22 protein-coding genes and 1 other annotated feature are annotated in these 25,198 nt (G+C 46.4%); of the genes, 10 read left to right on the forward strand and 12 right to left on the reverse strand.

The window, feature by feature from the left end; all coding sequences use genetic code 11:
• Together U719_RS12015 and dnaE are read right to left on the reverse strand one after the other, a co-directional pair.
• Complete coding sequence (locus tag U719_RS12015) at positions 1–519, reverse strand: FadR/GntR family transcriptional regulator (RefSeq protein ID WP_023469041.1); 519 nt, start codon at positions 517–519, stop codon at positions 1–3.
• Between the two features lie 102 nt (positions 520–621).
• Positions 622–3,783 carry a DNA polymerase III subunit alpha gene (dnaE, locus tag U719_RS12020; protein WP_023469042.1) on the reverse strand — a complete coding sequence of 1,054 codons (3,162 nt, stop codon included), beginning with the start codon at positions 3,781–3,783 and terminating at the stop codon, positions 622–624.
• Between the two features lie 146 nt (positions 3,784–3,929).
• On the opposite strand from dnaE, the gene U719_RS12025 reads away from it, so the two are divergent.
• Entirely contained in the window at positions 3,930–4,124 is a 195-nt protein-coding gene (locus U719_RS12025) for a hypothetical protein (protein ID WP_023469043.1), read from the forward strand.
• A 65-nt stretch (positions 4,125–4,189) separates the two neighbouring features.
• Here the strand turns inward: U719_RS12025 and U719_RS12030 are convergent, their stop codons facing one another.
• Positions 4,190–5,125, reverse strand: a complete 936-nt coding sequence (locus U719_RS12030) for a bifunctional oligoribonuclease/PAP phosphatase NrnA (RefSeq protein WP_023469044.1) — start codon at positions 5,123–5,125, stop codon at positions 4,190–4,192.
• A gap of 63 nt (positions 5,126–5,188) precedes the next feature.
• On the opposite strand from U719_RS12030, the gene U719_RS12035 reads away from it, so the two are divergent.
• Entirely contained in the window at positions 5,189–5,497 is a 309-nt protein-coding gene (locus U719_RS12035) for a YtpI family protein (RefSeq protein ID WP_023469045.1), read from the forward strand.
• Between the two features lie 51 nt (positions 5,498–5,548).
• Here the strand turns inward: U719_RS12035 and U719_RS12040 are convergent, their stop codons facing one another.
• Positions 5,549–6,859 (reverse strand): DRTGG domain-containing protein, encoded by a 1,311-nt coding sequence (locus U719_RS12040; protein ID WP_023469046.1) that lies wholly within the window; start codon positions 6,857–6,859, stop codon positions 5,549–5,551.
• Between the two features lie 155 nt (positions 6,860–7,014).
• Between U719_RS12040 and U719_RS12045 the strand changes: the two genes are divergently transcribed.
• Positions 7,015–8,118: a Xaa-Pro peptidase family protein gene (locus U719_RS12045; RefSeq protein WP_023469047.1), complete on the forward strand. Its 1,104-nt coding sequence runs from the start codon at positions 7,015–7,017 to the stop codon at positions 8,116–8,118.
• A gap of 254 nt (positions 8,119–8,372) precedes the next feature.
• Here the strand turns inward: U719_RS12045 and U719_RS12050 are convergent, their stop codons facing one another.
• Positions 8,373–9,098, reverse strand: a complete 726-nt coding sequence (locus U719_RS12050; RefSeq protein WP_023469048.1) for an SDR family oxidoreductase — start codon at positions 9,096–9,098, stop codon at positions 8,373–8,375.
• 154 nt (positions 9,099–9,252) lie between these two features.
• Here U719_RS12050 and U719_RS12055 point away from each other — a divergent pair, with 154 nt between their 5' ends.
• Complete coding sequence (locus tag U719_RS12055; RefSeq protein WP_029342342.1) at positions 9,253–9,690, forward strand: universal stress protein; 438 nt, start codon at positions 9,253–9,255, stop codon at positions 9,688–9,690.
• Positions 9,691–9,797: 107 nt separating this feature from the next.
• On the opposite strand, the gene U719_RS12060 is transcribed toward U719_RS12055, so the two are convergent.
• The 4 genes from U719_RS12060 to tpx form a co-directional block, all read right to left on the reverse strand.
• Entirely contained in the window at positions 9,798–10,403 is a 606-nt protein-coding gene (locus tag U719_RS12060; RefSeq protein ID WP_023469050.1) for a 3D domain-containing protein, read from the reverse strand.
• A 304-nt stretch (positions 10,404–10,707) separates the two neighbouring features.
• Entirely contained in the window at positions 10,708–11,919 is a 1,212-nt protein-coding gene (locus tag U719_RS12065; RefSeq protein ID WP_023469051.1) for an acetate kinase, read from the reverse strand.
• Positions 11,920–12,039: 120 nt separating this feature from the next.
• A complete protein-coding gene (locus U719_RS12070) occupies positions 12,040–12,948 on the reverse strand; it encodes a class I SAM-dependent methyltransferase (RefSeq protein WP_023469052.1) in 909 nt (302 codons plus the stop codon).
• 100 nt (positions 12,949–13,048) lie between these two features.
• A complete protein-coding gene (tpx, locus tag U719_RS12075; protein WP_023469053.1) occupies positions 13,049–13,540 on the reverse strand; it encodes a thiol peroxidase in 492 nt (163 codons plus the stop codon).
• 172 nt (positions 13,541–13,712) lie between these two features.
• Here tpx and U719_RS12080 point away from each other — a divergent pair, with 172 nt between their 5' ends.
• Together U719_RS12080 and U719_RS12085 are read left to right on the forward strand one after the other, a co-directional pair.
• Positions 13,713–14,528 (forward strand): NAD kinase, encoded by an 816-nt coding sequence (locus U719_RS12080; protein ID WP_023469054.1) that lies wholly within the window; start codon positions 13,713–13,715, stop codon positions 14,526–14,528.
• Between the two features lie 90 nt (positions 14,529–14,618).
• The gene (locus tag U719_RS12085; RefSeq protein ID WP_023469055.1) at positions 14,619–15,386 is read left to right on the forward strand and encodes a MerR family transcriptional regulator; all 768 of its coding nucleotides are present in this window, start codon (positions 14,619–14,621) and stop codon (positions 15,384–15,386) included.
• Here U719_RS12085 and U719_RS12090 read toward each other — a convergent pair.
• Positions 15,378–16,937: an amidohydrolase gene (locus U719_RS12090; protein WP_023469056.1), complete on the reverse strand. Its 1,560-nt coding sequence runs from the start codon at positions 16,935–16,937 to the stop codon at positions 15,378–15,380. The two genes, U719_RS12085 and U719_RS12090, sit on opposite strands and share 9 nt — an antisense overlap.
• A 67-nt stretch (positions 16,938–17,004) precedes the next feature.
• Positions 17,005–18,711, reverse strand: a complete 1,707-nt coding sequence (gene ezrA, locus U719_RS12095) for a septation ring formation regulator EzrA (protein WP_023469057.1) — start codon at positions 18,709–18,711, stop codon at positions 17,005–17,007.
• A gap of 223 nt (positions 18,712–18,934) precedes the next feature.
• Between ezrA and U719_RS12100 the strand changes: the two genes are divergently transcribed.
• From U719_RS12100 to U719_RS12110, 3 genes are all read left to right on the forward strand, one after another.
• On the forward strand, positions 18,935–19,420 hold the full coding sequence (locus tag U719_RS12100; protein WP_023469058.1) for a GAF domain-containing protein: 486 nt from the start codon (positions 18,935–18,937) through the stop codon (positions 19,418–19,420).
• A gap of 233 nt (positions 19,421–19,653) precedes the next feature.
• Positions 19,654–20,253: a 30S ribosomal protein S4 gene (rpsD, locus tag U719_RS12105; RefSeq protein ID WP_023469059.1), complete on the forward strand. Its 600-nt coding sequence runs from the start codon at positions 19,654–19,656 to the stop codon at positions 20,251–20,253.
• 153 nt (positions 20,254–20,406) lie between these two features.
• The gene (locus tag U719_RS12110; protein ID WP_023469060.1) at positions 20,407–20,934 is read left to right on the forward strand and encodes a biotin transporter BioY; all 528 of its coding nucleotides are present in this window, start codon (positions 20,407–20,409) and stop codon (positions 20,932–20,934) included.
• Between the two features lie 45 nt (positions 20,935–20,979).
• Here the strand turns inward: U719_RS12110 and tyrS are convergent, their stop codons facing one another.
• A complete protein-coding gene (gene tyrS / locus U719_RS12115; RefSeq protein WP_023469061.1) occupies positions 20,980–22,227 on the reverse strand; it encodes a tyrosine--tRNA ligase in 1,248 nt (415 codons plus the stop codon).
• Between the two features lie 56 nt (positions 22,228–22,283).
• Positions 22,284–22,488, reverse strand: a binding site (T-box leader).
• A gap of 148 nt (positions 22,489–22,636) precedes the next feature.
• Between tyrS and U719_RS12120 the strand changes: the two genes are divergently transcribed.
• Positions 22,637–25,156: a transglycosylase domain-containing protein gene (locus tag U719_RS12120; protein ID WP_023469062.1), complete on the forward strand. Its 2,520-nt coding sequence runs from the start codon at positions 22,637–22,639 to the stop codon at positions 25,154–25,156.
• The last annotated feature ends 42 nt before the right edge of the window (positions 25,157–25,198 follow it).

A 25,198-nucleotide genomic window follows, 5' to 3' on the forward strand; every position in this document is an offset into this window, starting at 1 on the left:
CTATGGGCGGTTCAAGAGTTGTTCCCGTTCCGCCTGCGTATAGAGTTCCCCTTGACCGAAGCTTTTATGGAAGGCATTGACTTGTCGCCAGATTCGTTCAAACAAATCGTTATCGACCGTCTGAATCAACGTCTCACGAAACGCTGCATCGGATGATACGACTGGTGCAAGCACCGAAAGGTCATCCAGCTGCGTGAGCGCTGCTTGCTCAAGCAAGCGGAGCGTTCCTGCCAAGTCTTCGAACTTCGAATCGCCAGTCACTAAGAATTGAGCGATGATTTGAATATAGGTATGATCGTCACGGTTCAATAGAAAGCTTCCGCCTCCATGTCGTGTCTCGACGATCCCTAAATAAGCGAGCGTCCGTAATGCTTCTCGCACGGACGGTCGACTGATGGATAGTCGTTCTGCCAGTTCCCGTTCTGATGGAATACGGTCTCCTGGAACTAATCCATCTTGTTCGATCATCAATTTAATCGCCGCGATATTGGCTTCAAACGCATTTCGTTTCTTCTCCATATCGATACGGCACCACCTTTCTGACCCTTCAGTCGGTTGCTTCAATCGGTGGCATTGGTCAGACCAATTACCCCTTATTATAACAAATCTTATTACCTAGTACTAGTTTGAGCGGGGGACATTTTTCAGGACGACATGATCCTCGCCAAACCGAATACGTAGCCGAGCTAGTAATTCCTCATCATGCTGCACTGCATAGAGCGGCGGTAACGATTTCGTCTCGCGTGAATCCGCGTAGCGAACGACGACTGGAATATCGCCTGGTACTGCTTCAAGCAACTGTTCGAGTGCGGCCAGCTCATTTTTTGATGTTAACTTGACGAATAGCACATCTTGCCCAAGCGGACGCAGACGTTCCAAAATGAACTGACGCTCCCCTTCGCGATCCTGCACCTTTAGTTCAATCAGCAAGACGTTCCCTAAATAAAGTGATCGACGGAATCGTTCATATTGATTCGGGAAGACGACGACCTCTTCATTCGAATATCCGTCGACTGCCTGAATGACCGCCATCGTTTGACCGCGTTTCGTCTTGAATTCTCGAATCTGATCAATATAACAGACTAAATAATGTGTTTCCGAACCGACGCCAAGGTCATGGAAATAAGCAGATTCAACCGGAGCTTTCATTGCTGTCGTCAACGGCGAATACGTCAACCAGAACCCAAGCGCTTCCCGTTCTAATCGTGCCCAATCGGAATCACTTCGTTTCGAGGACTTCTGTGTCCGGCGTTTCCCGAGAATTGCCAACTCGTCTGGAAGTAATGTATTCGACGACTCAGTGAAATATTCGAGTACTTCTTGTTCAGCGAGTCCGCGATCGCCGTGTGTCGCTCGGTCTAGCGCACCACTGTAGAGTAACAATTCGATTTTTGCGCGCTCCTTCTTACCCCATCCGACGTGGGTCAATAGATCAGCAATCGTCGCCGTGTGCTTTGATGCTTCCTTTACACGTTCGAACTCTCGCTCGGAAATACCTTTAATCACATGTATTCCGAGACGAATCCCTTTGCCTTCTAACGAAGAACGGTAATCGGAAATCCAGACGTCCGGCGATAGGACAGGAAGACGTCGTTCGCGCATCAATCGGACGAGACGCTCCGGTTGTTCGACCGAGACGAGTAAGAAAATGTGTGGGAAATGCGCTTTGATATATCCGAGGGCGTAACTAATCTTTGAATAGGCGACCGCATGGCTTCGGTTGAATCCATACCCAGCAAATCGCTCAATTTGTTCATAGAGTGAATGTGCAATCGCATCATCGAATCCATTCGACTTTGCTCCTTCGAGAAAACGAACCCGTTCCTGTTCGAGCGAATCCGTACTTTTTTTAGAAATCGCACGTCGTAATAAATCTGCTTGCGCGAGTGTAAATCCAGCTACTCGACGGGTGATTTCCATGACTTGTTCCTGATAGACGATGATGCCATACGTTGGTGCAAGTACGTCTTCTAATACGGGATGCAACATCTGATAAGGTTGACCAGCTTTTCGTTTCGCGTACAGATCAATGAATTTCATTGGTCCCGGACGATAGAGTGACATCGTTGCTACCAAATCCTCGAACCGATTCGGTTTGACTTCGCGCAACGTCTGTTTCATACCTGTCGACTCGAATTGGAAAATATCATCCGTCTCGGCGCGGGCAAAGACTTGGAATGTCGCGCGGTCTTCTTCTGGAATTTGCGTGAGCGTAAAGGATGGCTGTTCTCGTCGAATCAATTCTTCCATCCGACGCAAACGACTGAGATTTCGTAATCCTAACAAGTCAATTTTCAACAATCCTTGACGTTCCAATGCCTGCATCAAAAACTGCGTCACATAGCGTTCATTTGGTCCCGTTTCAACGGGTGTCGTCTCGACGAGCTGTTCAGATCCAATGACGACACCGGCCGCGTGAACCGAACGTTGTCGCGGGAGACCCTCGACCGCTTGCGCTAGTTGCAACAGTTGCCGGCGCTTTTCGCTTCCAGAGAACCAGCGATATGTCTGTTTGTTTTGTTCGATCCCTTGTAACGTCGTTGATTTTCCAAGCTGCTTGACTGCAGCATCTAACTCATCCTTCGAAAACTCCAGCGTCCGTCCGACGTCTCGCAGAGCGGCTTTGGCACCGAGCGTCGACACTGTACCGATTTGAGCGACGTGATCTTTTCCGTAACGCATCACGAGATCCTCTAATACTTCTTCGCGTCGTTCATCTTCGATATCGATATCGATATCCGGCATCGAAATCCGCTCGGGATTTAAGAATCGTTCGAATAGTAATCCATACTTCAATGGATCCACCGTCGTGATCCCAAGCGCATAGCTGACAAGTGATCCGGCTGCTGAGCCTCGACCGGGTCCAACGAAGATGCCTTTCGCTTTTGCACTACGTACGAGTTCTTCAACGATTAAAAAATAATCGGCAAATCCTGTCTTATGGATGACTGATAGTTCATAAGCGAGACGTTCCCGCGCTTCATTACTTTCATGACCATGTGCCAGTAACCCTTCCTCAGCACGTTTCCGTAATAACGCATTCGAGTCTTCCGCGACACGCGGCAGTGGACGTTGTTGAAACGGTAATTCCAAGCGTTCAGATGTCGTAGCAAACTGCTCCGCCATCGTAATTTCTCGCTCGGTAAAGTCTTCGAGTAACTCTTCCCGGGTCTTTAAATGCATCAGACGATCTGTCTTTTGGTCTTGGAACGTCGTCGCTTCACCAATCGCACGTATCGCTTGATACGCTGACGCTTCATCTCGACGGATGTAACGAACAGGATCGACTGGGACGGTCTCAACACCAAGCGCTGCTGCGACTTCGCGGTAACGCGCACGACTCTCTCGTTCGACCGTTGAGCGACTAGAGGTCACACCCATATATGTACGCGCTCCTTGAACATGTCCCATCCATTGAACGAAGGAACGACGTAGACGCGTCGCATCTTCAGAGGCTTGACGCAGTGGCACGAGCACCGCGATCAGTGATGAAACTTCAGTCTCCCCTTGTTGACTGGCTAGTCGATACAGTTGACGCAGTCCATCAGAAGAAAAAGCAAACCATAAGATACAAAATTCTTCTTCTTCGATTCGCTGCTCCCATCCGACGATCGGTTGCATATTTCGACGCTGACATGCATCGATGAATGCGGGAACTCCTGTCAATGTCGTTTCACAGATGACCGCTCGTCCGATGTGTCGACGGACTAGTTCATCGAGATAGGGCTCGATTCGAACTAAACTCTGCAATGGACTAAACTGCGTTCGAACATTTATATGCATCTTCCATTCTCCTTTCTCTTCTGATGGATGTTTTTAAAAGTTTTCAGAACCTTCATATCTAACTGACTCAAGTACTCGCCATCTGATTTATTATTCGATACAATAAGTATAGAAATATCATGACGGGTACGGAAGGAGCGTTTCTCATGATTTTGAATCGCAGTCAAATCGCACGTGAAAAAGTCGAACAATTAAAGCTCGGTGTTACCGCTTTTACTGAAACGGAAGAAATCGCTGAGAAGATTCGCAAATCTGTCGCTGAACTTCAACTGAATGTCATTGAAGATCACACAGATCGTGGCGTTTGGTTCATTCCGCAAGACGAAACAAAAACGCAATAAGCGTAAAAAGGCTGTTCGCTTCGCTTCCTCAATGAGAGGAGTGAGACCGAGCAGCCTTTTTCCATTTAAAACTGGAAGTTAGCAGCGACCTCGTCCAGACGACGGATGACACGTTTGACTTCACTCAACTGTCCAATCGTTGCACCAGACGCCATCGGATGTCCACCACCATTGAATTCTTTTGCTACTTCATTGATGACGGGACCCTTCGAACGAATCCGGACGCGAACCTCCGTATCCGTCTCAAGGAACAATGCCCAACACTTCATGCCTTTTAAACCGGCAAAACTATTGACGAGCAACGATGCTTGCTCAACCGTCGCACCAAACTGCTTCAACGTATCTTGTGTCAATACGACATAACCGACACCTTGATCCGTCAATTGAATATGTTGCAGGACGTATCCTTGTAAATGAAGCGCCGCAAGTTCTGTTTCGTACATATTGCGATACAACCAGTCCGTATCGATTCCTGCATCAATCAATTGCGCTGCGACTTCAAATGTTCGTTTCGTCGTGCCACGGAATTGGAAACGTCCCGTATCACCAACGATCCCAGCGTAGAATTGAATGGCAGCTGATGTTGGAATCTCGTATCCCCATTCGTTCAATAAATGAACGAGCAGTTCCGATGTCGAACTCATCGTCGTATCGACGAGTTGTACTGGTGCGTATGGATCTTCATCCGGATGATGGTCGATTTTAATGACGTCTTTTCCTGTCATTGCGACCTTCCCGTCAATCCGCGCTTGATTCGCTGTATCCAGAATCACGACTAACGCCTCTTTGTATAATTCATCGTCTACTTGATCGAGCTCTCCCATGAATGACAATGATGTCGCCATTTCTCCGGCCGTTAATACCGTTTTGCTAGGGAATTGATGTTGTAACGTCAATTGCAAACCGAATTGACTACCGAGTGCATCGGGATCTGGACGTTCATGACGATGAATGATGATCGTATCTGCCGCTTCAATCATTTGTTTGATTTGCTCTTTCACTGTGCACAGCTCCTCTAATCTTGATATGATATGAGATGAAGACAAAAAGGAGGTCCTTTTAACATGCAATTCATCCTCATCGCCCTCATCGTTTTCTCGCTTGGTGGGTATTTGTTAGCAAAACGCCGCGCGTTCCATACGAAAAGCACGAACCGAAAATACTTGTTCAATACGCAAGCGAGCATTTGGTTGAGCTTGTTCGTTATCCTATTTGCCGTCAACCAGTTCGTTTCTGGAAACGGATTAACGACACTCGTCGGGAAAATCGTTTGTTCCATTTTAATCATCGTCGGTGTTGCTTCATTCATCGCCGGATTCATCCGTTACAAAAAGATTTATCCGTATGTCGTCCGCGAGATGGAGCAATCCTGAGCTAGATTCAGAGGAACCGAAGTCCATTGACTTCGGTTCTTTTTGGTTCATTTAACGATCGATGAGTTGGGATGTCACGAGTGCCTTCGCAACGATTTGTGTGCCTTGATACATCTCGACATCGACTTTCCCGAATTTTCGACCGACGTCAAAGACATTCGCCCGGATCGTTACCGTGCTCTCGATTTGAACAGGTTTAATGAAATAGATGCTGACGTTTTCGATGACAAGGTCACCTTTCTTCATGTGACGCAACATTCGCGTCGCCCCTTCGACTAGAAGTGTCGTCAACACCCCACTCGAAGCAGTCCCCATGAAGTTCGTCATTTGTGGTGAGACCTCAAGCGATAAGTACGGTCCCCGTTCGTCCTCTGCCGCCTTGATTTGCCCCGTGATTAGATCGTCGAACGTCTCTCCGACTTGTGGCTGACGATTCGCGAGTTGCAGTGCCTTGAGGACGTCTTGACGGCTAATGATCCCGAGCAATCGACCGTACTGGTCGATGACCGGCAGCATCTCGATTCCTTCCCAGACCATCTGATGCGCAGAATTCGTGACACTCGTTCGAATACCGACCGTGATCGGATGACGGGTCATGACTTTTTCAACAGCCCAGTCATGTGGACGGTCAATGATGTCCTTCGCTGTCACGACACCGACGACCTTCATTTGTTCATCGATGACGGGATAACGGTTGTGTTTCGTCTGCTCATTCAACTCGTGCCAGCGTGAAATCGGATCCGTCGTCTGTAAATAGAACGTATCATGCAACGGAATTAAAATATCCGAAACGAGTAAAATCTCCTTTTTGATCAATCGATCATAAATCGCTCGGTTGATCATCGTCGCAACCGTGAACGTATCGTAGGATGTCGAAATGATCGGCAACTCCATTTCATCCGCTAATCGTTTCGCATCTTCTGTCGTATCAAAGCCACCGGTAATCAATACAGCAGCTCCTGCTTCAAGCACGAGTTCATGTGCTTTTTCGCGGTTTCCGATGATGACGAGACTATCGACATCGATATAGCGCATCATCGCTTCGAGCTTCATTGCGCCAATGACGAATTTCGTCAACGTCTTGTGTAATCCATTTCGACCACCGAGCACCTGACCGTCGACGATGTTCACGACTTCCGCGAATGTCAGCTTCTCGATATTTTCTTTTTGTTTCTTTTTAATCCGAATCGTTCCGACTCGCTCAATCGTCGAAACGAACCCTAAATTTTCTGCTTCCTTGATGGCGCGATAAGCCGTCCCCTCGGATACGGTCAAATCCTTCGCGATTTGTCGGACGGAAATCTTTGTTCCGACATCAAGATCTTCGATATGTCGAATGATCTGTTCGTGTTTCGTAGGCATACTGTATCCCTTCTTTTCCTTTTTTCTACTCTCCTGTCATTATACTGTACTACTCTAAAGATGAAAACGTGTACTAGTCTGATTTACGATAAATGTTTTTCGAAGCGGACGATGATATACTTATGTAGAAAATGAGTAGAGAGGTGGAATCATATATGAGCGAACGTACGAATCAAATCAGTGAATTCCTGAAAGAACAAGGAATCGACTTAGCCGTCGTCACTTCGAAGGCAAATGTGTTTTACTTCTCAGGAGTCTACGCTGAACCCCACGAACGTGTCATGGCGGTTCTCGTCGATGTAACCGGTAAGCATGTATTATTCTGTCCGGCACTCGAAGCAAGTATCGTTGCAGCGAGTCCTTGGGAAGGAGACGTCGTGACCTATGAGGATCACGAAAACCCATTTGATCGATTAGCAGAATTATTCGCGACATTCGAGCACTCGAATAACCGAATCGGTATCGAAGGAGAACACATGACGTTTAGTCGCTATCAGGAACTAAGCTCACGTCTCGAGAACGCAGCCATTCTTGATATCGGTGAGTCTTTACAAGCGCTTCGTCTGAAGAAAACACCGGAAGAAATCGCTATTCTTCAAGAAGCAGCCACACTTGCGGATGAAGCAATTGAAATCGGTAAACAAGCAATCCGCCCAGGGATTACGGAAATCGAAGTCATTGCAGAAATCGAATATGAAATGAAGAAAAAAGGTGTCCGTGAGATGTCATTTGATACGCTTGTCCTATTTGGTGCAAACAGTGCTGATCCGCACGGTGTACCCGGCGACCGTGTCATCCAAGAAGGCGACTTCGTCTTATTCGACCTCGGCGTCGTTTGGAAAGGCTACTGTTCCGATATTACACGAACCTTCATTTATGGCGAAGCGAACGAAGAACAGAAAAAGATCTATGAAACGGTTCGCCAAGCACTTGAAGCCGCGACAGAAGCGAGTCAGATCGGCACGACACTCGGTGCGTTAGATAAGGCAGCCCGTGACGTTATTACAAACGCTGGCTACGGACAGTACTTCACGCACCGTGTCGGTCACGGACTCGGAATCGAGGTTCATGAATTCCCGTCCCTCGCGTCAAACAACCTACTGACGGCAGAAGCTGGTATCGTCTACACACTCGAACCAGGCATTTATGTTCCAGGTGTCGGTGGCGTCCGTATCGAGGATGATATTCATCTCACTGCGGAAGGTCCAGTTGCGTTAACTCGCACACCAAAACATCTTCAATCCATTCCATCATCTTAACTCAAGAAAAATGGAGCTGACTCAACAGTCAGTCTCTATAAAGATAAGGGTGGCAGAATGATAATCTGCCACCCTTATCTCGTGGATGACGCGTCACACGCCACTCCTACAGGAAAAGCGCATTTATGCGCTGTCAGAGACGAACAAGACCCGCTTTCCTGCTTAAATGAAGCATGAAAACTGGCTTGTGTCTCGCCTGAGGAAAGGGCGTGAAAAGACGCGTCATTCTTTTTTTGAGTCAACCTCATTTTCTCTTACTTACGGGATTGATGGACGACATTGACGCCACCTGTCACATCGAGGATTGCTCCCGTGATCATACTTGATTCTTCTGCCAACAAGAAAGAGATTGCGCGAGCGATATCTTCTCCGACACCCGTTCTTCCGACCGGCGTCGCCTCATCTTGCTCCGCTTCAGAAATCAACTTCGTCTTATTGTCACCGACGATGTTTCCCGGGTTGACCATGTTGACCGTGATGCCGTGTTCGGCCTCTTCAAGCGCTACACTCTTCGTCAAACTTACCATCCCGCTTTTAGCAGCAGCGAACGCTGCCCGGCATACCCATCCTGGCGCTGTTGCACTTTCCGGGAAACCGTACGTAATGATTCGACCGTAGGTTTGCTTACGCATGACAGGCAATACTTGACGTAACAGCCAAAAACTAGCTGTCAGATTTCCAGTGATCACTTCATTCCATTCCTGATCGGTGTAATCCACTAACGCTTTTCGTTCAAATATATAAGGTCCTGCATTAAGTATCAACGCATCAATCCGACCTTGCTCGTTGATTGCTTGTTGGGTTGCGCGTTCCAATTCTTCTTGATTCGTCACATCTGCTTGAATCGTTATGAGATTCGGATGTGTAAATTCGGGTTCGGAACGATGAAACGCTGTCACTCTCCAACCTTCTTCCAGTAACTGGCGCGTCACTCGTTCTCCCAGTCCTTTTGTACCTGCTGTAATTAACGCGTGCCTCATCTTGGCATCGCCCCCTTTCACTGACTCCATCTTACGACGGAACAGAAAGGAAGGACAATTTTTAGAACTCACTGAATGTTTCATCCGCTCCCAGTAAGAGAATGGTATAATTAGGTTGTACTCATCATATCGATTACGAAGGGATGGATTCATCATGGCAATCGTCTATCATAATGTACTCGTAGCAGTAGATGGCTCAAAAGAGGCAGAACGTGCCTTTGAGACGGCAATCGATGTTTCATTGCGGAATGATGCAAAATTGATCATCGCACACGTCATTGATACACGGACATTCGCAACAGTAGAAGCCTATGACCGCACTATCACGGAACGTGCCGAATCTTACGCGAAGGAATTGCTAGACGAATACGTCAAGACTGCTCAAGATCGCGGTGTACAGGAAGTCGAAGTAGCGATTGAATACGGCTCACCGAAAGTAACGATCGCCAAAAAGCTTGCCCCTAATCATGATGCTGATTTAATCATTTGTGGCGCAACTGGTTTAAACGCTGTTGAACGTTTCTTCATCGGTAGTGTCTCTGAAAGCATTACGCGTTACGCAAAATGTGACGTCTTGATCGTCCGTTTATGAATCACTCTTCGTCAAGAAGCCTCTCTTCCTTCATTTCAAAGGAAGAGAGGCTTTTTGACGATCTGCTTAAATAAAAAACCATCGAACCAATGTCCGATGGTTTGCAATCATTTGTATTTTACTGTGACCGAACGACGACCCCAGTTGAATGCTTCTGAACGAGAGTAGTAAAGGATATCCATCTTTTTCCCTTTAATAGCACCGCCAGTATCAGCAGCTGTATACGTCCCTTTTAATTTCCCTTTGTAATACACTTTCACTGTCGAACGAAGTGGAATGACACGTGGATCAACCGCTACGACTTTCTTTTTCGAGCTTTTGATGTTCCAACCGATTGCTGTCAGATTACCACTACCTGGATCATATGGTGTATAAGCTGTTGCACTTACGTTCGTGATTGTTTTCCAACCACCTGTCGATTGTTTTTTCGATCCACTCGATTTTACGAGTTTCGAGTATTTCGCGCTAAGATAAGCCGTTTTACCTTTGTAGCTTACTTTGTACCAGTTCCCTGTTTTTGCTTTGTACGATAACGTTTGGTTCTTATATAGAAGACCGAGTTTTTTCGACGAAGTAGTTGCTTTTTGACGAATGACTAGGCTATCGACTGTTGACTTGACGCTTTTCTTAGTTGCAGCCTCTGCTTGAAGACCTGCGAACGAACTGAGTGCTAACACGACCGTTAAAACACTTGCGAGCATCCGTTTCATCATGTATTTTCTCCTCCATCATTGTTTCGTGTTTGTTAACTGAGATTAATATACATGACAAAATGAGAGTGTGCCGTTACATATAGACCACAAAAATATGTCTGTACTATTACTTTTATGTTACAAAGGACTCACTTTTTTAAGAAATCGCCCTTTTTCAGGTTTATTTTTACAAAGATGACGATTCATTTTTCGTTATATGACAAACACCGTAACAATAGAACGTAAGTTCGTATATTTTCATTCTTAGATTTCATCAAAAAAAGGACTGAATCGTCGGAATAACGACTCAGTCCTTTTGACACAATTATGCGTTTTGAGCAACCAATCCACCAACACGAACCGTGTCGCGTGCAATCATCAATTCCTCATTCGTTGGAATGATGATGACTTTAACTGGTGAGTGTGGGTAGTTAATGAAGAGTTCTTCTCCACGAGCACCATTGTTGAGTGATGGATCCCAGTAGACGCCCATGAATTCGAGACCACGTAAGACACGCTCACGGATTGAATCTGAGTTTTCTCCGACACCGGCTGTGAAGATGATCGCATCGACACCATTCATCTCAGCAGCGTATTGCCCGATGTAACCGTGGATACGGTTCGCAAAGATACGGAGTGCCATCTCTGAACGATGGTTTCCTTCTTTAGCAGCTGTCTGGACATCACGCAAGTCACTTGAAAGACCTGAAAGACCGTAGATTCCAGACTCTTTGTTCATGACGTTCAAGACGTCTTCTGCTGTTTTCCCTGTTTTCTCCATCAAGAATGGAATCAACGCTGGGTCAAGTGAACCAGAACGTGTTCCCATCGTAATCCCTTCAAGCGGTGTGAAGCCCATCGTCGTATCGATTGATTCGCCACCCGAAACTGCTGCGATCGATGCTCCGCTACCTAGGTGACACGAGATCAAACGGAGGTCTTTTAACGGACGACCGAGTAATTCAGATGCACGTTCCGTAACGTATTTGTGGCTCGTACCGTGGAAACCATATTTACGGATACCGTATTCTGTATAGTAATCATACGGCAAGCTGTAAAGGAAGTTTTCTTCTGGCATCGTTTGGTGGAACGCTGTATCGAAGACTGCCACTTGTGGCACTTCCGGAAGCAATGCTTGGAATGCCCGAATTCCGATCAAGTTTGGTGGAATGTGAAGTGGTCCGAGTTCTGTGTACGACTCGATATCGTGCATGACTTCATCTGTAATCAATACAGAGTCTGCATATTTTTCTTTACCATGAAGCACACGGTGTCCAACACCTTTAATCTCATCGTAAGACGAGATGATTCCGAACTCCATCAATTTTTCGAGTGACAACTCGACTGCTTCTTTATGTGTTGCAAGTGGGAGGACATCTGTATACTTTTGTCCTTCACCATATTTGATCGTAAAGATTGCATCGTCTTTACCGACGCGTTCAACGAGTCCGACTGCGATCATCGTTTCGTTCGGCATTTCGAGCAATTGGAACTTCAAAGACGAACTACCTGCGTTTACCGCCATAATTTTTGCCATGATTTTTCCCCTTTTCCATTTGAATCCAATGAACATTCACATCTGTTTAGGTTTTCTTCTATTTCTGTTCTACAACTAGAATAGTCAAATTAACGACAGATTTCAATCACTTTGCGTAATTCATTTTAATTCTGTGTTAATCCATTCATCAATCTGTTTCACCATACCACCAAACGCGCGAGCATCTGTGAACGATGGCAACTCAGCAAGCAATGCTTGTTTTGGCATCTTCATACCGGCTAAATGATTACGGACGATCAAATAACTTTTTGCTGCCTGTTCTTGTTTGAACATCGTGAGCGGTAACTGCAAAATACCGATGACATGCGCTTTTGATTCGAAGTACTGTTTCAACTTCCCTTCCGTATCATGTTGAAACAGTCCGTTCGGAATGACGAAGACACCGAATCCGCCTGGTTTGACGTATTGCATCGCTTGTTCAATCAACAAGAAATGACTGTAGCTCATGCCTTCGTCTCGTTTTAAGATGTAAGAAGCGGCAGCCTCTTCATCTGGATAATAACCGACAGGAAGATCAGCCATCGCAAGATCAACTGGATCTAACAATAATGGTCGTAACGCATCTTGATGGGTATACGTGACTGGATAGTCGAGTAATTCCGTTACCGCTGCTGATAAACGAATCAATGTCTCATCTACCTCGACCGCCTCAGCAGATGTACCTGTCGAAAGCTGACTTAAGACAGCATGTAACATGCCACCTGTCCCACTCCCCAACTCAAGTAGTCGGATGTCCTCCTTACCTACCAATTTCCCGATTAGATAACCAGCAAACAAAGCGACGCTGTCTGGCGTCGGCAAATGGTTCGGTTGTGCTTGTTTCATCCCTTCTAGAATAGCAAGCGATACTGCCTTCCGAATGACCTCTTTGTCTACATTTTCAGTATGACGATCGTTCAATCGATCAATCACCGTCGTCAACGCTTCTAAATAGGGCATATCCAGATCACGTTCGATTTGTTTTGTTTGACGTGTTAATTCCTTATATAACTTTTCTAACGGCTCCATGTACGTCATCCTCTCCAAAACGAAACGGCCCCCCGTAGAGCGGGAGCCGTTTCTATCATTAGTTCCATTGTAACGCTTCAGCGGCGTTTGTAAACCATTCTTACTTCGCTTCACGTGCTGCAGCGAGTGCTGCTTCGAAATTGACTTCGTCTGTTGATTCTTCAAGATATTCAACGTACGTAATCTCGTTGTTTGAATCAAGAACGAAAACGGAACGGGCAAGCAGGCGTAATTCTTCGATGGCTACGCCGTAATGTGTACCGAATGAAAGATCACGGTGATCAGACAACGTCACGACTTGATCGAGACCGCTTGATGCGCACCAGCGACGTTGTGCGAATGGAAGGTCGTTTGAGACCGTCATGACCGTCACACCTTCGATTGTTGCTGCTTTTTCATTGAATTTGCGTGTTTGCGCATCACAAACGCCTGTATCGATCGATGGAACGACGCTGATGATCCGGACACCTTGATATGTATCACGTGTTACCGGTGATAAGTCGTTAGCCAACACTTGAAAGTCAGGTGCTGTTTGTCCGACTTGAACCGCTGTACCTTGAAGTGTGATTGGATTTCCTTTAAACGTTGCCATTATGAATTCCCCTTTTCCCCTGATTGGATATACTGTATTTTCTATTTAACTATAGGAATGATCCGCAAAGATGGCAAGCGTTCTGCCATAATTGATGGACTTCAGTACCCGTCTTTCCAAAAAACAGGTATAATGAAAGAGTTCATGAAACGCTTTCAAGGGGGAATTGACCATGGCTCGAAATAATGTCTACCTGTACTACCGAAATACACAAAGACACGAGACGCAGGTGCGAAAGTTGATTGATGTCGGTACACGATACGGACTGAACGTCGTCCAAGATCACCGACAAGCAAACATCATCGTCTCGATTGGTGGAGATGGGGCTTTCTTGCAAGCGGCACGCTTCACAGGTTTCCGTGATGATGCCATCTATGTCGGATTCGCTGAAGGACCAAACTCGTTCTACTGTGATTTTGATATCAATGATCTTTCTGCGGTCGAAGCGATCTTTAAAGAGACAGGCAACCGTGTCTCGGATGGTGAAATCGAAGTACGTCGTTATCCACTGCTCGAAGCATCCATCAACGGTGGACCACCGATGCTCTGTCTGAACGAATGTTCCGTGAAGTCGAGCATCATCAAATCACTCGCAATCGAAGTCTATATCGACGACTTCCTGTTTGAGACATTCCGCGGGGATGGAATGGTCATCTCAACACCGACGGGCTCTACGGCTTATAACAAGTCACTCTCTGGTGCGATCGTCGATCCATTGATCCACTGTCTTCAAGTCAGCGAAATTGCTTCCGTCAACAACAACCGGTACCGGACACTCGGTTCTGCTTTCCTACTGAACCGTGGACGGAAACTTTCGTTACGCATCATCGAAGACGGAAACGACTATCCGATCATCGGGATGGATAACGAAGCACTCAGTCTCACACGAACAGATTCAGTCGATATCCAGCTTTCTGAAAAAGAACTGAAAACCGTCAAATTGACGAACAATACATTTTGGCATAAGATTCAACGCTCGTTCTTATGACAATAAAAAAATCTGCCTCCTCGGGGCAGATTTTTTTATTGCGTCTTCCGTTACGTCACCCTTTATACTCCAATCAAAGGAGGTACACAAATGATGTATTCCACTCAGGAAATCGCCAAACTGACCGGCGTCACAAAACGAACACTCTATCATTATGAGACGATCGGTCTCCTCGTGCCAAAGCGCACCAATGCTGGTCACCGAAGTTACAGCAGAGAGGATCTTTTACGTTTACAACAAATCCTGCTCTACCGCTCTCTTGATTTCCCACTGTCAGAAATCCAAAGATTACTCATGCAATCTGATTCCAATCATCATACGACACTGAAAAAGCAGATTGCACTCCTTCAAGAAAAAGCTTCGCGTTATCAAATGCTTGCTCGACTCGCTGAACAGACATTACTCACCTTAAAAGGAGGACTCCCGATGAAAGACGAACAATTATTCCGCGGTTTGCGTCATGAAGAGATCGTTACGCATGAAAAACAACATGCAGATGAAGTCCAGCAACACTACGGTGACACTGACGCCTATCGAATCAGTACAAAAAGACAACGACAACGTACTCCAAATGAGAAAGAACAACTGAGCAGCATGCATAAGCAACTCGATCAGCGCTTGACGACCCTTTACCGCGACGGGCATGCGGCGACGGACCCAGACGTTCAACAAGTCGTCAAAGAACAACATGATTTCATCGATACGTACTATTACCCATGCGCATTATCTCTCTTTGCCTCACTCGGTCAGATGTATGTGTCTGACGAACGGTTCCGCGCCTATTACGATGCGTATGCCCCCGGACTATCGACGTTCTATTCGGAAGCTATTTCACACTATACGCGAACATCACACTAACGCGGCTTCCGCCTGATAAACGGTTTTTCCAGCTTGGACCGTCTCGACCAAACGGTTATTCAAGATGGCTTCCCCACGCAAGCGATAGAAGTCTTCTTCAAAGATGACGAAGTCGGCATCATAGCCTGGTAAGAGCAGTCCTTTTCGACCGTGTGTTTCCGTCGCGAGATGTGGATTCTTCGTAAAGAGCAACAAGGCATCAAACATCGATAACGTCTCGTTCGTTTTATTGACACGCCCTGCCGTTCCTTCGGTTGCTGCATAAAGCGACCGTCGGACATCGGGGTCAGAGATCGGCGCATCTGCTCCGCCGCACAATAATGCGCCGGTCTCAGCTAACGAACGTAAACGGTAACTCCAGTCTAAGCGGTTCAATCCGAGTCGATCGACGATGAAGTCGGCGTCATCCAGTAAAAAGACTGGTTGAACGTCAATCAAGACCGGTAACTTCCGAATTCGCGCAAGCGTTTCTGGTCGGACGACCGTCGCATGAATGATGCGATCGCGTTTCCCTTTTGGTGCCGGATACTTCTCGAGCACCTGTACGAACCGCTCGATCGCTAAATCACCGATGACATGTGCCGCGACTGTGAATCCATAACTACGTGCGCGTTTGACGAGTTGTTCGAGTTGTTCTGGCGTATGCACTTCGATACCACGTGTCGTCGGATCATCGGAATAACCACGACCGAGAAGAGCGGTTCGTCCTCCGAGCGCGCCGTCGACGAACAGTTTCATCGCACCGATTGACATCGTTGACGGTAAAGTAGGTTGTTGTTGCACGAACTCATCGATGACAAGATGATGCACGAGCAGATGCGTATGGAAGCCTGTCTCTTGCGTCACTTCCTTATAAGCTTGCAAGATGTCCGCGACATCCCCGTGATACGACAAGTCTTCTGTGTGTGCCGCAATGATGCCATATTGGTATAAGTTCTTAATCGCTGACCGAAGGGACGCTTTATTCCGCTCCAAGTTTCCAGCTTGTAACGCATATAAAGGTTCAAGCGCCGCATCGTACAAGAATCCGTCAGCTTCTCCATTATCCGATAAACCGACCTTCCCACCTTCGATGACAGTCGACGCTTTATATCCGAGCTGTTGGAACAAGACATCGTTGACAAGTGCTGTATGCCGGTCTGTTCGTTTCAACAAGGCAGGTGCATCAGGGAACAACTGATTGAGCCATGCTTTCGTCGGTGCACGATCAAGCTTCGTTTCGTCATAGCCTTCTGCCACATGGATCCCATTGACTGGTTCAGCCTTGAGAAAAGCTTGTCCTAACGCTTCAAGCGTCGTATAACGCGAGGCATCGACACGATTGATCGCTTCCCCGTAACCGATCAGATGAATATGCGCATCCGTAAAGGCTGGATATACAGCTTTTCCGTTCAAGTCGTGAATCTGATCAATACGTCTACCGAAACGGCGGCGTAGCTTTCCTTCTTCCCCCATCGCGATGATCCGCGTCTTCTCGACGAACATCGCTGAATGGACATCCTCTTCGTGTGCCATCGTTCGAATTAATCCGTTTACGTATAGTGTTCCCATTCCACTCACTCCTCTTTTTACAAAAATAGGGTGACCATGACGGTCACCCTGAATTGTCGATCCTGATTTAAACGTGCAATGTTTCTTCTGGTGCACACGACCGTTTAATACGTTCGATCGCGGCCGGATCGTATTCATTTAGGACACGTTCCGCTAAGACAATCGTTCGTTCATAGTCTCCCGCTAAGAACTTCGTTTCCGCGATCGTCAGCGACATATGTATCTCGTTGTCGTGGCGACGGTACCGGTTCGCATACTGGACGAGCCGTTCGGCATACGTGACTTCGAACACTAATGTATCTAACCGTTCTTGCACATGTTTAAACGTTTCTTGGACGTCTTGACTTTGTGCGACGATCGATCGAACGTTAAACGGTAACTCCTCTAACCGTGTCTCAAGCGTCTGCAGTGAACGATTCGCATTTCGGAGCGCTTCTTCCACCTCAGCTGGTAAATTCGGTAATCCGAGTCGTTTCAGACGGAGACGTGTCTGCGACAGCTGATGACGCCATTCGACGATTCGTTCGCGAACTTCCGTCTCTTCTTTTCGAAGTGCTTGGAGTTCGATCGTAAAGCGTTCGTACTGAATCATCAACTGTTCTTCGAGGCGAATCGCATCGCGCATCTGATCTTCGAGCATACTGAACGGGATGATTTTTCCGGCAATCGACTCATCGAGATCTTTTGCTGCTTCAAACAGTAGCTCTTCGTCACGCTGGATTGTCTCATAGTGAATCCCTAAATCTGCTGAGATTTCATATTTTTCACGTAGGATGCTGAACTCTTGTGCCAATTGATGAATCCGTTCACGCATCCGTAGCGCTTTTTGTTTCAAGAATTGGTTTTCTTTTTTCACTTGATGACGCGCATCGACCTCACGACGGAACGTATCATACATTTGATCCACATCGGCCGATAACTGTTGAATCGCCTCTTCCAAACCGTCGACTTCTAGCATTTCGATTTTTTCAGAAAGGCTCAGACGTTGTTCCTCGAACCGTTTGATCTCGGATTGGAGACCGAGTGGTTCAAGTGGATACCCATCTAATGACATTTCCTTATAGCCCGCTCCGAGCTGATCAATCCGTTGACGCAATTCATGAGCGAGAATCTTCCATTGTTTCGGTACGAGTTCGACGAGTTGACGCGTCGTTGCTACTTCTTGCTCGAGTAACAAACTTGTTTCATACGCCTTCGTCACTTCACCTGAAGCTTCGTACTGACACATCTCATTCCAGTGCGCGTCGATTTGTTCACTTCGTTCTTCGAGACGCGCAAGCGCCGGACCGAATGAGTTCGCTTGAATCAATAATGATTTCCGAACTTGCCCTGAATCGGCTTCCCCTTGAGCTTTCAGTTCGGCTAGAACCGATTGATTCGTTTTGAACGTCGACATCTCGACGAGCATCTCATCGATCAACCCTTCGAGTTCTGCAATCAATTGTTCCGTTACTTCGAGGTCATTCTTGACGGCGATGAACCGATATTTATCGAGCGCTTCCTCCGCCCGGTAAAGGGTCTCATCGATTTGGGCGACGTGGACCGTTAATAACTCTTCCCACGCTTGATGCCAGGAGCTGAACTTCGTCTCCGTCTCACCCGCCATCGGTAGTTGCTTTAAGTCCTGCAACTCCTTTGGAATCGATGCACTGACGATGCCTTGTTTGCGCATATCAAGTTCATCGATTTTCGTGTAGTATTTTTTTCGACTGATCATGCTAAACAGCATGACGAGTAATACGATGACGATGACTCCGATCACCCATGCCCACATTTGTCACGACCTCCACTCTGTCCTACGACTTTAGATTTTCTCTAAATCGCAATAATCTTATCCTTATAATAGTATAGCGCAACCGTTTTGCATAGATTTACAAAGGCTTTTCCTGATTTCTTCCGCTGTTTTGAATCCTTTTTCCAAAAATCAATTGTTTGTCAGCTACGCGAAAACTCGTTAAACTAAGAAAAATACACTTTTCACGGGAGGAATTTTTATTATGTTCGAAACAAAGACATATGAAGGTGACCGGACGAAACAATACGACATGCTATCAAAACAACTCGATGCGCTATTAATGGGAGAAGACAATCAAGTCGCGAACTTATCGAATGCGAGCGCGTTGCTCAACCAGTTCCTCGATCGTATCAACTGGGTCGGCTTCTATTTGACGGATACGGAGCAAAACCAACTCGTCCTCGGACCGTTCCAAGGACTTCCAGCATGCGTCCGTATTCCATTTGGTCGTGGTGTCTGCGGAACGTCCGCAGCAGAACAGACGACACAACGAATCGAAGATGTGCATCAGTTCCCAGGTCACATCGCATGTGACGCGGCTTCGAATTCAGAAATCGTCATTCCACTCGTCAAAGACGGACAAACGATCGGTGTCCTCGATATCGACAGCCCAGAATTCAACCGTTTTGACGAAGTCGATCAAGCTGGTCTAGAAGCATTCTGTACGACACTGCTTCGCCATCTGTAATTCTGATTGACAGTCGATTGTCCACACCGTATACTTGTAAAAGTGCAGAAATGATAACGATAGCGGTCAAATCGCTTACGTATCACATTTCATGACTCGGTGAATAACCGGAGGGGCATCGTGTAACTTTGCTATCAAGCGAGGGTGCCACATCATGAAATGGGCGTAATGTGGGTTTGATGGCGTTATTATTTTTATGCAAATAATAACGAACAATAAGGAGGAGTCTTATTATGGCTCGCTATACAGGTCCAGCTTGGAAACTCTCACGTCGTCTCGGTATCTCACTTACTGAAACAGGAAAAGAAATCGCAAAACGCCCTTACGCACCAGGTCAACACGGTAACAGCCGTCGTAAAGTATCTGAGTACGGTCTTCAACTTCAAGCGAAGCAAACACTTCGTCACATGTACGGAGTAAACGAACGCCAATTCAACCGTATCTTCAACGATGCTGGCAAAATGCCTGGTATCCACGGTGAGAACTTCATGTTCTTACTCGAAGCACGTCTTGATAACGTCGTTTACCGTATGGGTATGGCTCGTACACGTCGTGCTGCTCGTCAGCTCGTCAACCACGGTCACATCCAAGTTGATGGACAACGCGTTGATATCCCATCATTCCGCGTGAAACCAGGTCAAACGATCTCAGTTCGCGAAAAATCGAAGAACTTTGTCGTTATCAAAGAAGCACTCGAAGTTGCTCCAGCAACTAAAGACTTCGTTACTTTCGATGCTGAGAAGCTCGAAGGAACGTTCGTCCGTCTTCCTGAGCGTTCTGAATTGAACGATCAAATCCAAGAACAACTCGTCGTCGAGTACTACTCACGTTAATCGATTGTTCCAGCACTCACTTCGGTGGGTGCTTTTTTTATGCCTATGACTAAAATGTATACCTGGTCTTAAAAAAAGAGTGACGTCATTCATCCGTTTGTGTTAACCTTTAAACATACATAGTTAACACAAACAGAAAAGAGGACTTCATTCATGAAAACAAGAGATTTAACATTCATCGCCCTTGGTGCTGCCATCATCGCAGCCGTCAGTTCTTTGCCACAGATTCAACTTGTCGGCGCTGTTCCAATCACGCTCCAGATGCTCGCGATCATGACGGTCAGCGCGATTCTCGGTGGAAAACGTGGTGGACTCGCTGTCTTGATTTTCTTATTACTCGCAGCAGCTGGTCTACCGGTGCTTGGCGGAAAAGGCGGACTAGCCCCATTCGTCGGACCAACCGTTGGTTATTTGATTGCCTTTCCGATTGCCGGATTCTTCATCGGACTTGTTGCTGAAAAAACGCGTCGCTTCGTTCCCCTCTTCATCGGGATGATCGTCTTCGGACTTGGTTTAGTCTACTTGCTTGGAACATTCGGTTTAATGGCTGTACTCGATCTATCGTTCAAAGATGCCTTTGCGATCAACTATCCTTTTGTCTTATGGGATACGATCAAAGCCGTCATCGCCACAACGATCGCCGTTCGCTTGTTGCCACTCCGTTTATTCCGGACAGCTTAAAAAAACGCTCTCTGCATCTAAGTGCAGGGAGCGTTTCGTATATCATCAAGCATGCTCGACGACGAAGTATTTTTTCTTTCCGCGACGTACGATCGTAAAGCGACCGATTGCATCAGCTTCTGTGATTTCTTTCGTTAAATCTTGCTCGCGTTCTCCGTTCAGGTAGATCGCACCGTTCGTAACGTCTTCACGTGCTTGACGTTTTGACGGACTGATCTTCGCCTCAACGAGAACGTCGACGAGGTTTGTCGCTTCACCGAGTGTAAAGCGTGGCATTCCTTTGAACGCATCTTCGATATCTTCGACTTGCAACGATTTAATATCTCCACTAAAGAGTGCCGTCGTAATACGTTGCGCTTGTGTCAGCCCTTCTTCACCATGGACGAGAACTGTCATCTCTTCTGCGAGACGACGTTGCGCGACACGCTTCTCTGGTGCTGCCTTGACTTCTTCTGCGAGCACGTCGAGTTCTTCGTGCGTTAAGAACGTGAAGTATTTCAAGAACTTGATGACGTCAAGATCGTCAACGTTGAACCAGAATTGGTAGAACTCGTACGGTGACGTTTTGTCAGCGTCTAACCAAACCGCACCACCTGCTGTCTTACCGAATTTTTGACCGTCTGCTTTTGTAACAAGCGGTACCGTCAATCCGAATGCTTTTTCTTCATGACCCGCACGACGAATCAATTCCATCCCTGCTGTGATGTTCCCCCACTGGTCACTACCTCCGACTTGAAGGCGGCATCCTTTGTCTTCGTAGAGTTTCAAGAAGTCAAACGATTGAAGTAACATGTATGAGAACTCAGTGAATGAGATCCCGTTTTGAAGGCGTGAGTCAACAGAGTCTTTCGCAAGCATGTAGCTGACCGGGAAGTGTTTTCCGATATCGCGTAAGAAATCGATGATCGTCAAATCTTTCGTCCAGTCCAGGTTATTGGCGATCGTGACCGGGTTTTCTCCTTCAAGTGGTAAGAAACGTGACAACTGGTCCTTAATCCGATTCGCGAACTCTTCGACGATATCCGATGTATTCAACGAACGTTCTGTTGCGCGACCACTCGGGTCTCCGATCATTCCCGTTGCTCCACCAACGAGACCTACGACATGGTGTCCTGCTTGTTGGAATCGTTTTAAGACTAAGATCGGCAACAGGTGTCCGATGTGAAGTGAATCCGCTGTTGGATCAAATCCTGTGTAAAGTGTCGTTGGTGTCTCGAGTAATGTCTTCAATCCTTCTTCATCCGTCATCTGGTTAATTAAACCGCGAAATTCTAAATCCTCTAATAACGTCATTGTGTCTCCTCCTAAAGTTCACTTTTAACAATAAAAAACCGTCCCTTCGTCTAAGACGAAGGGACGGAAGATTCCGTGGTACCACCCTGATTGCCCTTTTAAAAAGGACCACTTGGTTCGTCGATAACGGGACGGACCGCTTGATTTCTCAAGAAACTCCTGGAAGCGTAATTCATAAGTTCACTGTGTCCTAGTTCGCAGCACCACTAGGTCTCTGTCACAGGGAGTGACTTACTACTGTATTCCGATCACTGTTTAACGTATCATATGAAAATAAGATGGTTTCATGATACGTCGAAGGCGAATCCGCTGTCAAGCCAAAATTAAGCAATGGATTTATGGTATAATACGTCTATCTGTGATTTAATATTAATTTACACCTAAGTTTAAGATGCAAAGGAGATCATTTATGCGCGAGAACTGGTCCAAGTTTTGGAATCACCCCCGGACGAAAGCCGTTCGGCACTGGTCGAATATCACATACGATGTTTCATGGAACATCATTTTATTCCTCATCATAGCAGTGTTGCTCATTGGAAGCTTTTCTGTCGGAGCTGCCGGCGGATACTTCGCTTCCCTTGTCAAAGGTACGAAAGCCCCTCCATTGACGGAAATGAAACAACAAGTCAATAGCTATGCAGTAACGAGTCAGATTTATTGGGGAAGCGGCGAGAAATTGACGAACGTCTCTACTGATGAAGAACGTCAGCCTGTCGACATTAAAAATATCTCTCCGTATTTATTAGATGCCGTCTTATCAACTGAAGATACTGATTTTTATCAGCATGATGGTGTTGTCCCAAAAGCAACATTGCGTGCAGTCTTGCAAGAGCTGACAAACTCCGCGTCACGGACTGGCGGAAGTACGTTGACTCAACAATTAATTAAAAACCAAATTTTGACGAATGAAGTCTCGTTCGAACGCAAAGCAAAGGAAATCATCTTAGCGCTACGCCTCGAGAATGCGATGTCAAAAGACGAAATTCTTCAAGCTTATTTGAATGTCGTCTCATTTGGTCGAAATTCACTCGGACGTAACATTGCTGGAATTGAAGCGGCTTCTCAAGGTGTCTTTAATAAATCAGCGAAAAAGCTGACATTACCACAAGCAGCCTTCCTCGCCGGCATTCCGAAAAACCCTTATTATTACACACCGTACCTTCAAGGTGGCGTCGTCAAGAAAGATTTGACACCAAGTATCAATCGGATGAAAACCGTCTTGAAGCGGATGTATGTCGCAAAAAACATCACAAAAGAACAATACGAAAAAGCGATCAAGTACGATATTACGAAAGACTTTGCGAAACAATCGAAACGTTCACGTGACACATATCCGTATGTCTACGACTTAGCAGAGCGTGAAGCAACGAAAATCATGACGAAGTACTTGATGAAACAAGATGGAATTAAAGAAGATGAAGTCAAACCGTCTGAACTAGCAGAAGTTCGAGCAAACTACCAGGATCAAGCACTGGTTGCTCTCCGTCAAGGTGGGTACAAAGTTCACTTGACGCTGGATAAGAAAATTCATGAATCCATGCAACAACCTGCGAAGAACAATGGAAACTTCCCTGGCAGCATGCAGTACAAACAAGTCGTGGATCCAAAAACGAAAAAAACCGTTTCGAAACAAGATCCCGAAGAGACAGCAGCGGTCATGGTTCAAAACGAAACAGGTCGTATCCTTGGATTCGTCGGCGGGCGCTATATGGATGGGAAAGCGGATGACTTCAACCGGGCATTCCAAGCCAAACGTCAAATCGGATCGACAGCAAAACCAATTCTCGTATATTCAAATGGTATCGAGAACGGTTTAATTACTCCGGGATCGACCGTCAATGACGAAGAGTATTACTACCAGACCGTACCACGTCAACCAGGTGATCGCCCAATCAAGAACGAAGGCGGTCGTTATCGTGGGAACGTGACGGTTCGCACCGCACTTGAACTCTCATTAAATGTACCTGCTGTTAAGATTTACGAGAAGATGAACATGTCGAACTCGATTCAAAAACTCGTCGATATGGGCGTAGAAGTACCGGATGCGATTCGTTATGCTCCTTCGGCTGCACTCGGAACGATGGAGATCACACCAGTCGAACTTGCTGGTGCTTACGCAACACTCGCGAACTATGGTGAATTCGTACAACCATACGTCATTTCGAAAATCACGAAAGACGGAAAAAACATTTATAAAGCAAAACCAAAGAAAAAACGAATTTACGAACCACGAACGGCTTACTTGACGCTTGATATGATGCGCGGTGTCTTCACAAAAGGTACGGCAACATTTGCAAAAGACCGATTGAATGTTCCGGGAGACTGGGCAGGTAAAACCGGTACGACCAATGATGTCAAAGACTCTTACCTCGTTGGTTCGACACCTGGTGTGACCCTTGCCGTCTGGACAGGGCATGACCAAAACAACTCACTTATCGGTCCGACGACGTATTATCAACGCACACAGACGCTGTGGTCACAAATGGCGAACGCAGCATATGGTGCTAACAACAGCTATTTCAAATCAGGTGCTCGCTTCACACAACCATCTTCTGTAACAGCAAATGACTTTAAGAACAGTGGTCGTTTCAAAGAAGAGGATAAAAAGAAAAAAGCCGAAGAGGCGAAGAAAAAAGCGGAAGCTGAGAAAAAGAAAGAAGAAGCAGCTAAGCGAGCAGAAGAAGAAGCAAATAGAGCGGAAGAACAGAAACAAGAAGATCAACAAAACGAACAACAAGCTGAAGCAGATGCGAAGAAAAAAGCAGAGGAAGACGCAAAACGTGCTGCCGAGGAAAAAGCAAAAGCCGAGGCAGAGGCTAAGAAGAAAGCGGAAGCGGACGCTAAGAAAAAAGAAGCGGACGCTAAGAAACAGCAAGAACAACAGAAGAAACAAGATGAAAAGAAAAACGATGCTGCTTCTGAAAACTAACAAAAAGGATGAATCACCTGTTGCGGTGATTCATCCTTTTTT

This window comes from Exiguobacterium sp. MH3, assembly GCF_000496635.1.
GTDB lineage: Bacteria > Bacillota > Bacilli > Exiguobacteriales > Exiguobacteriaceae > Exiguobacterium_A > Exiguobacterium_A indicum.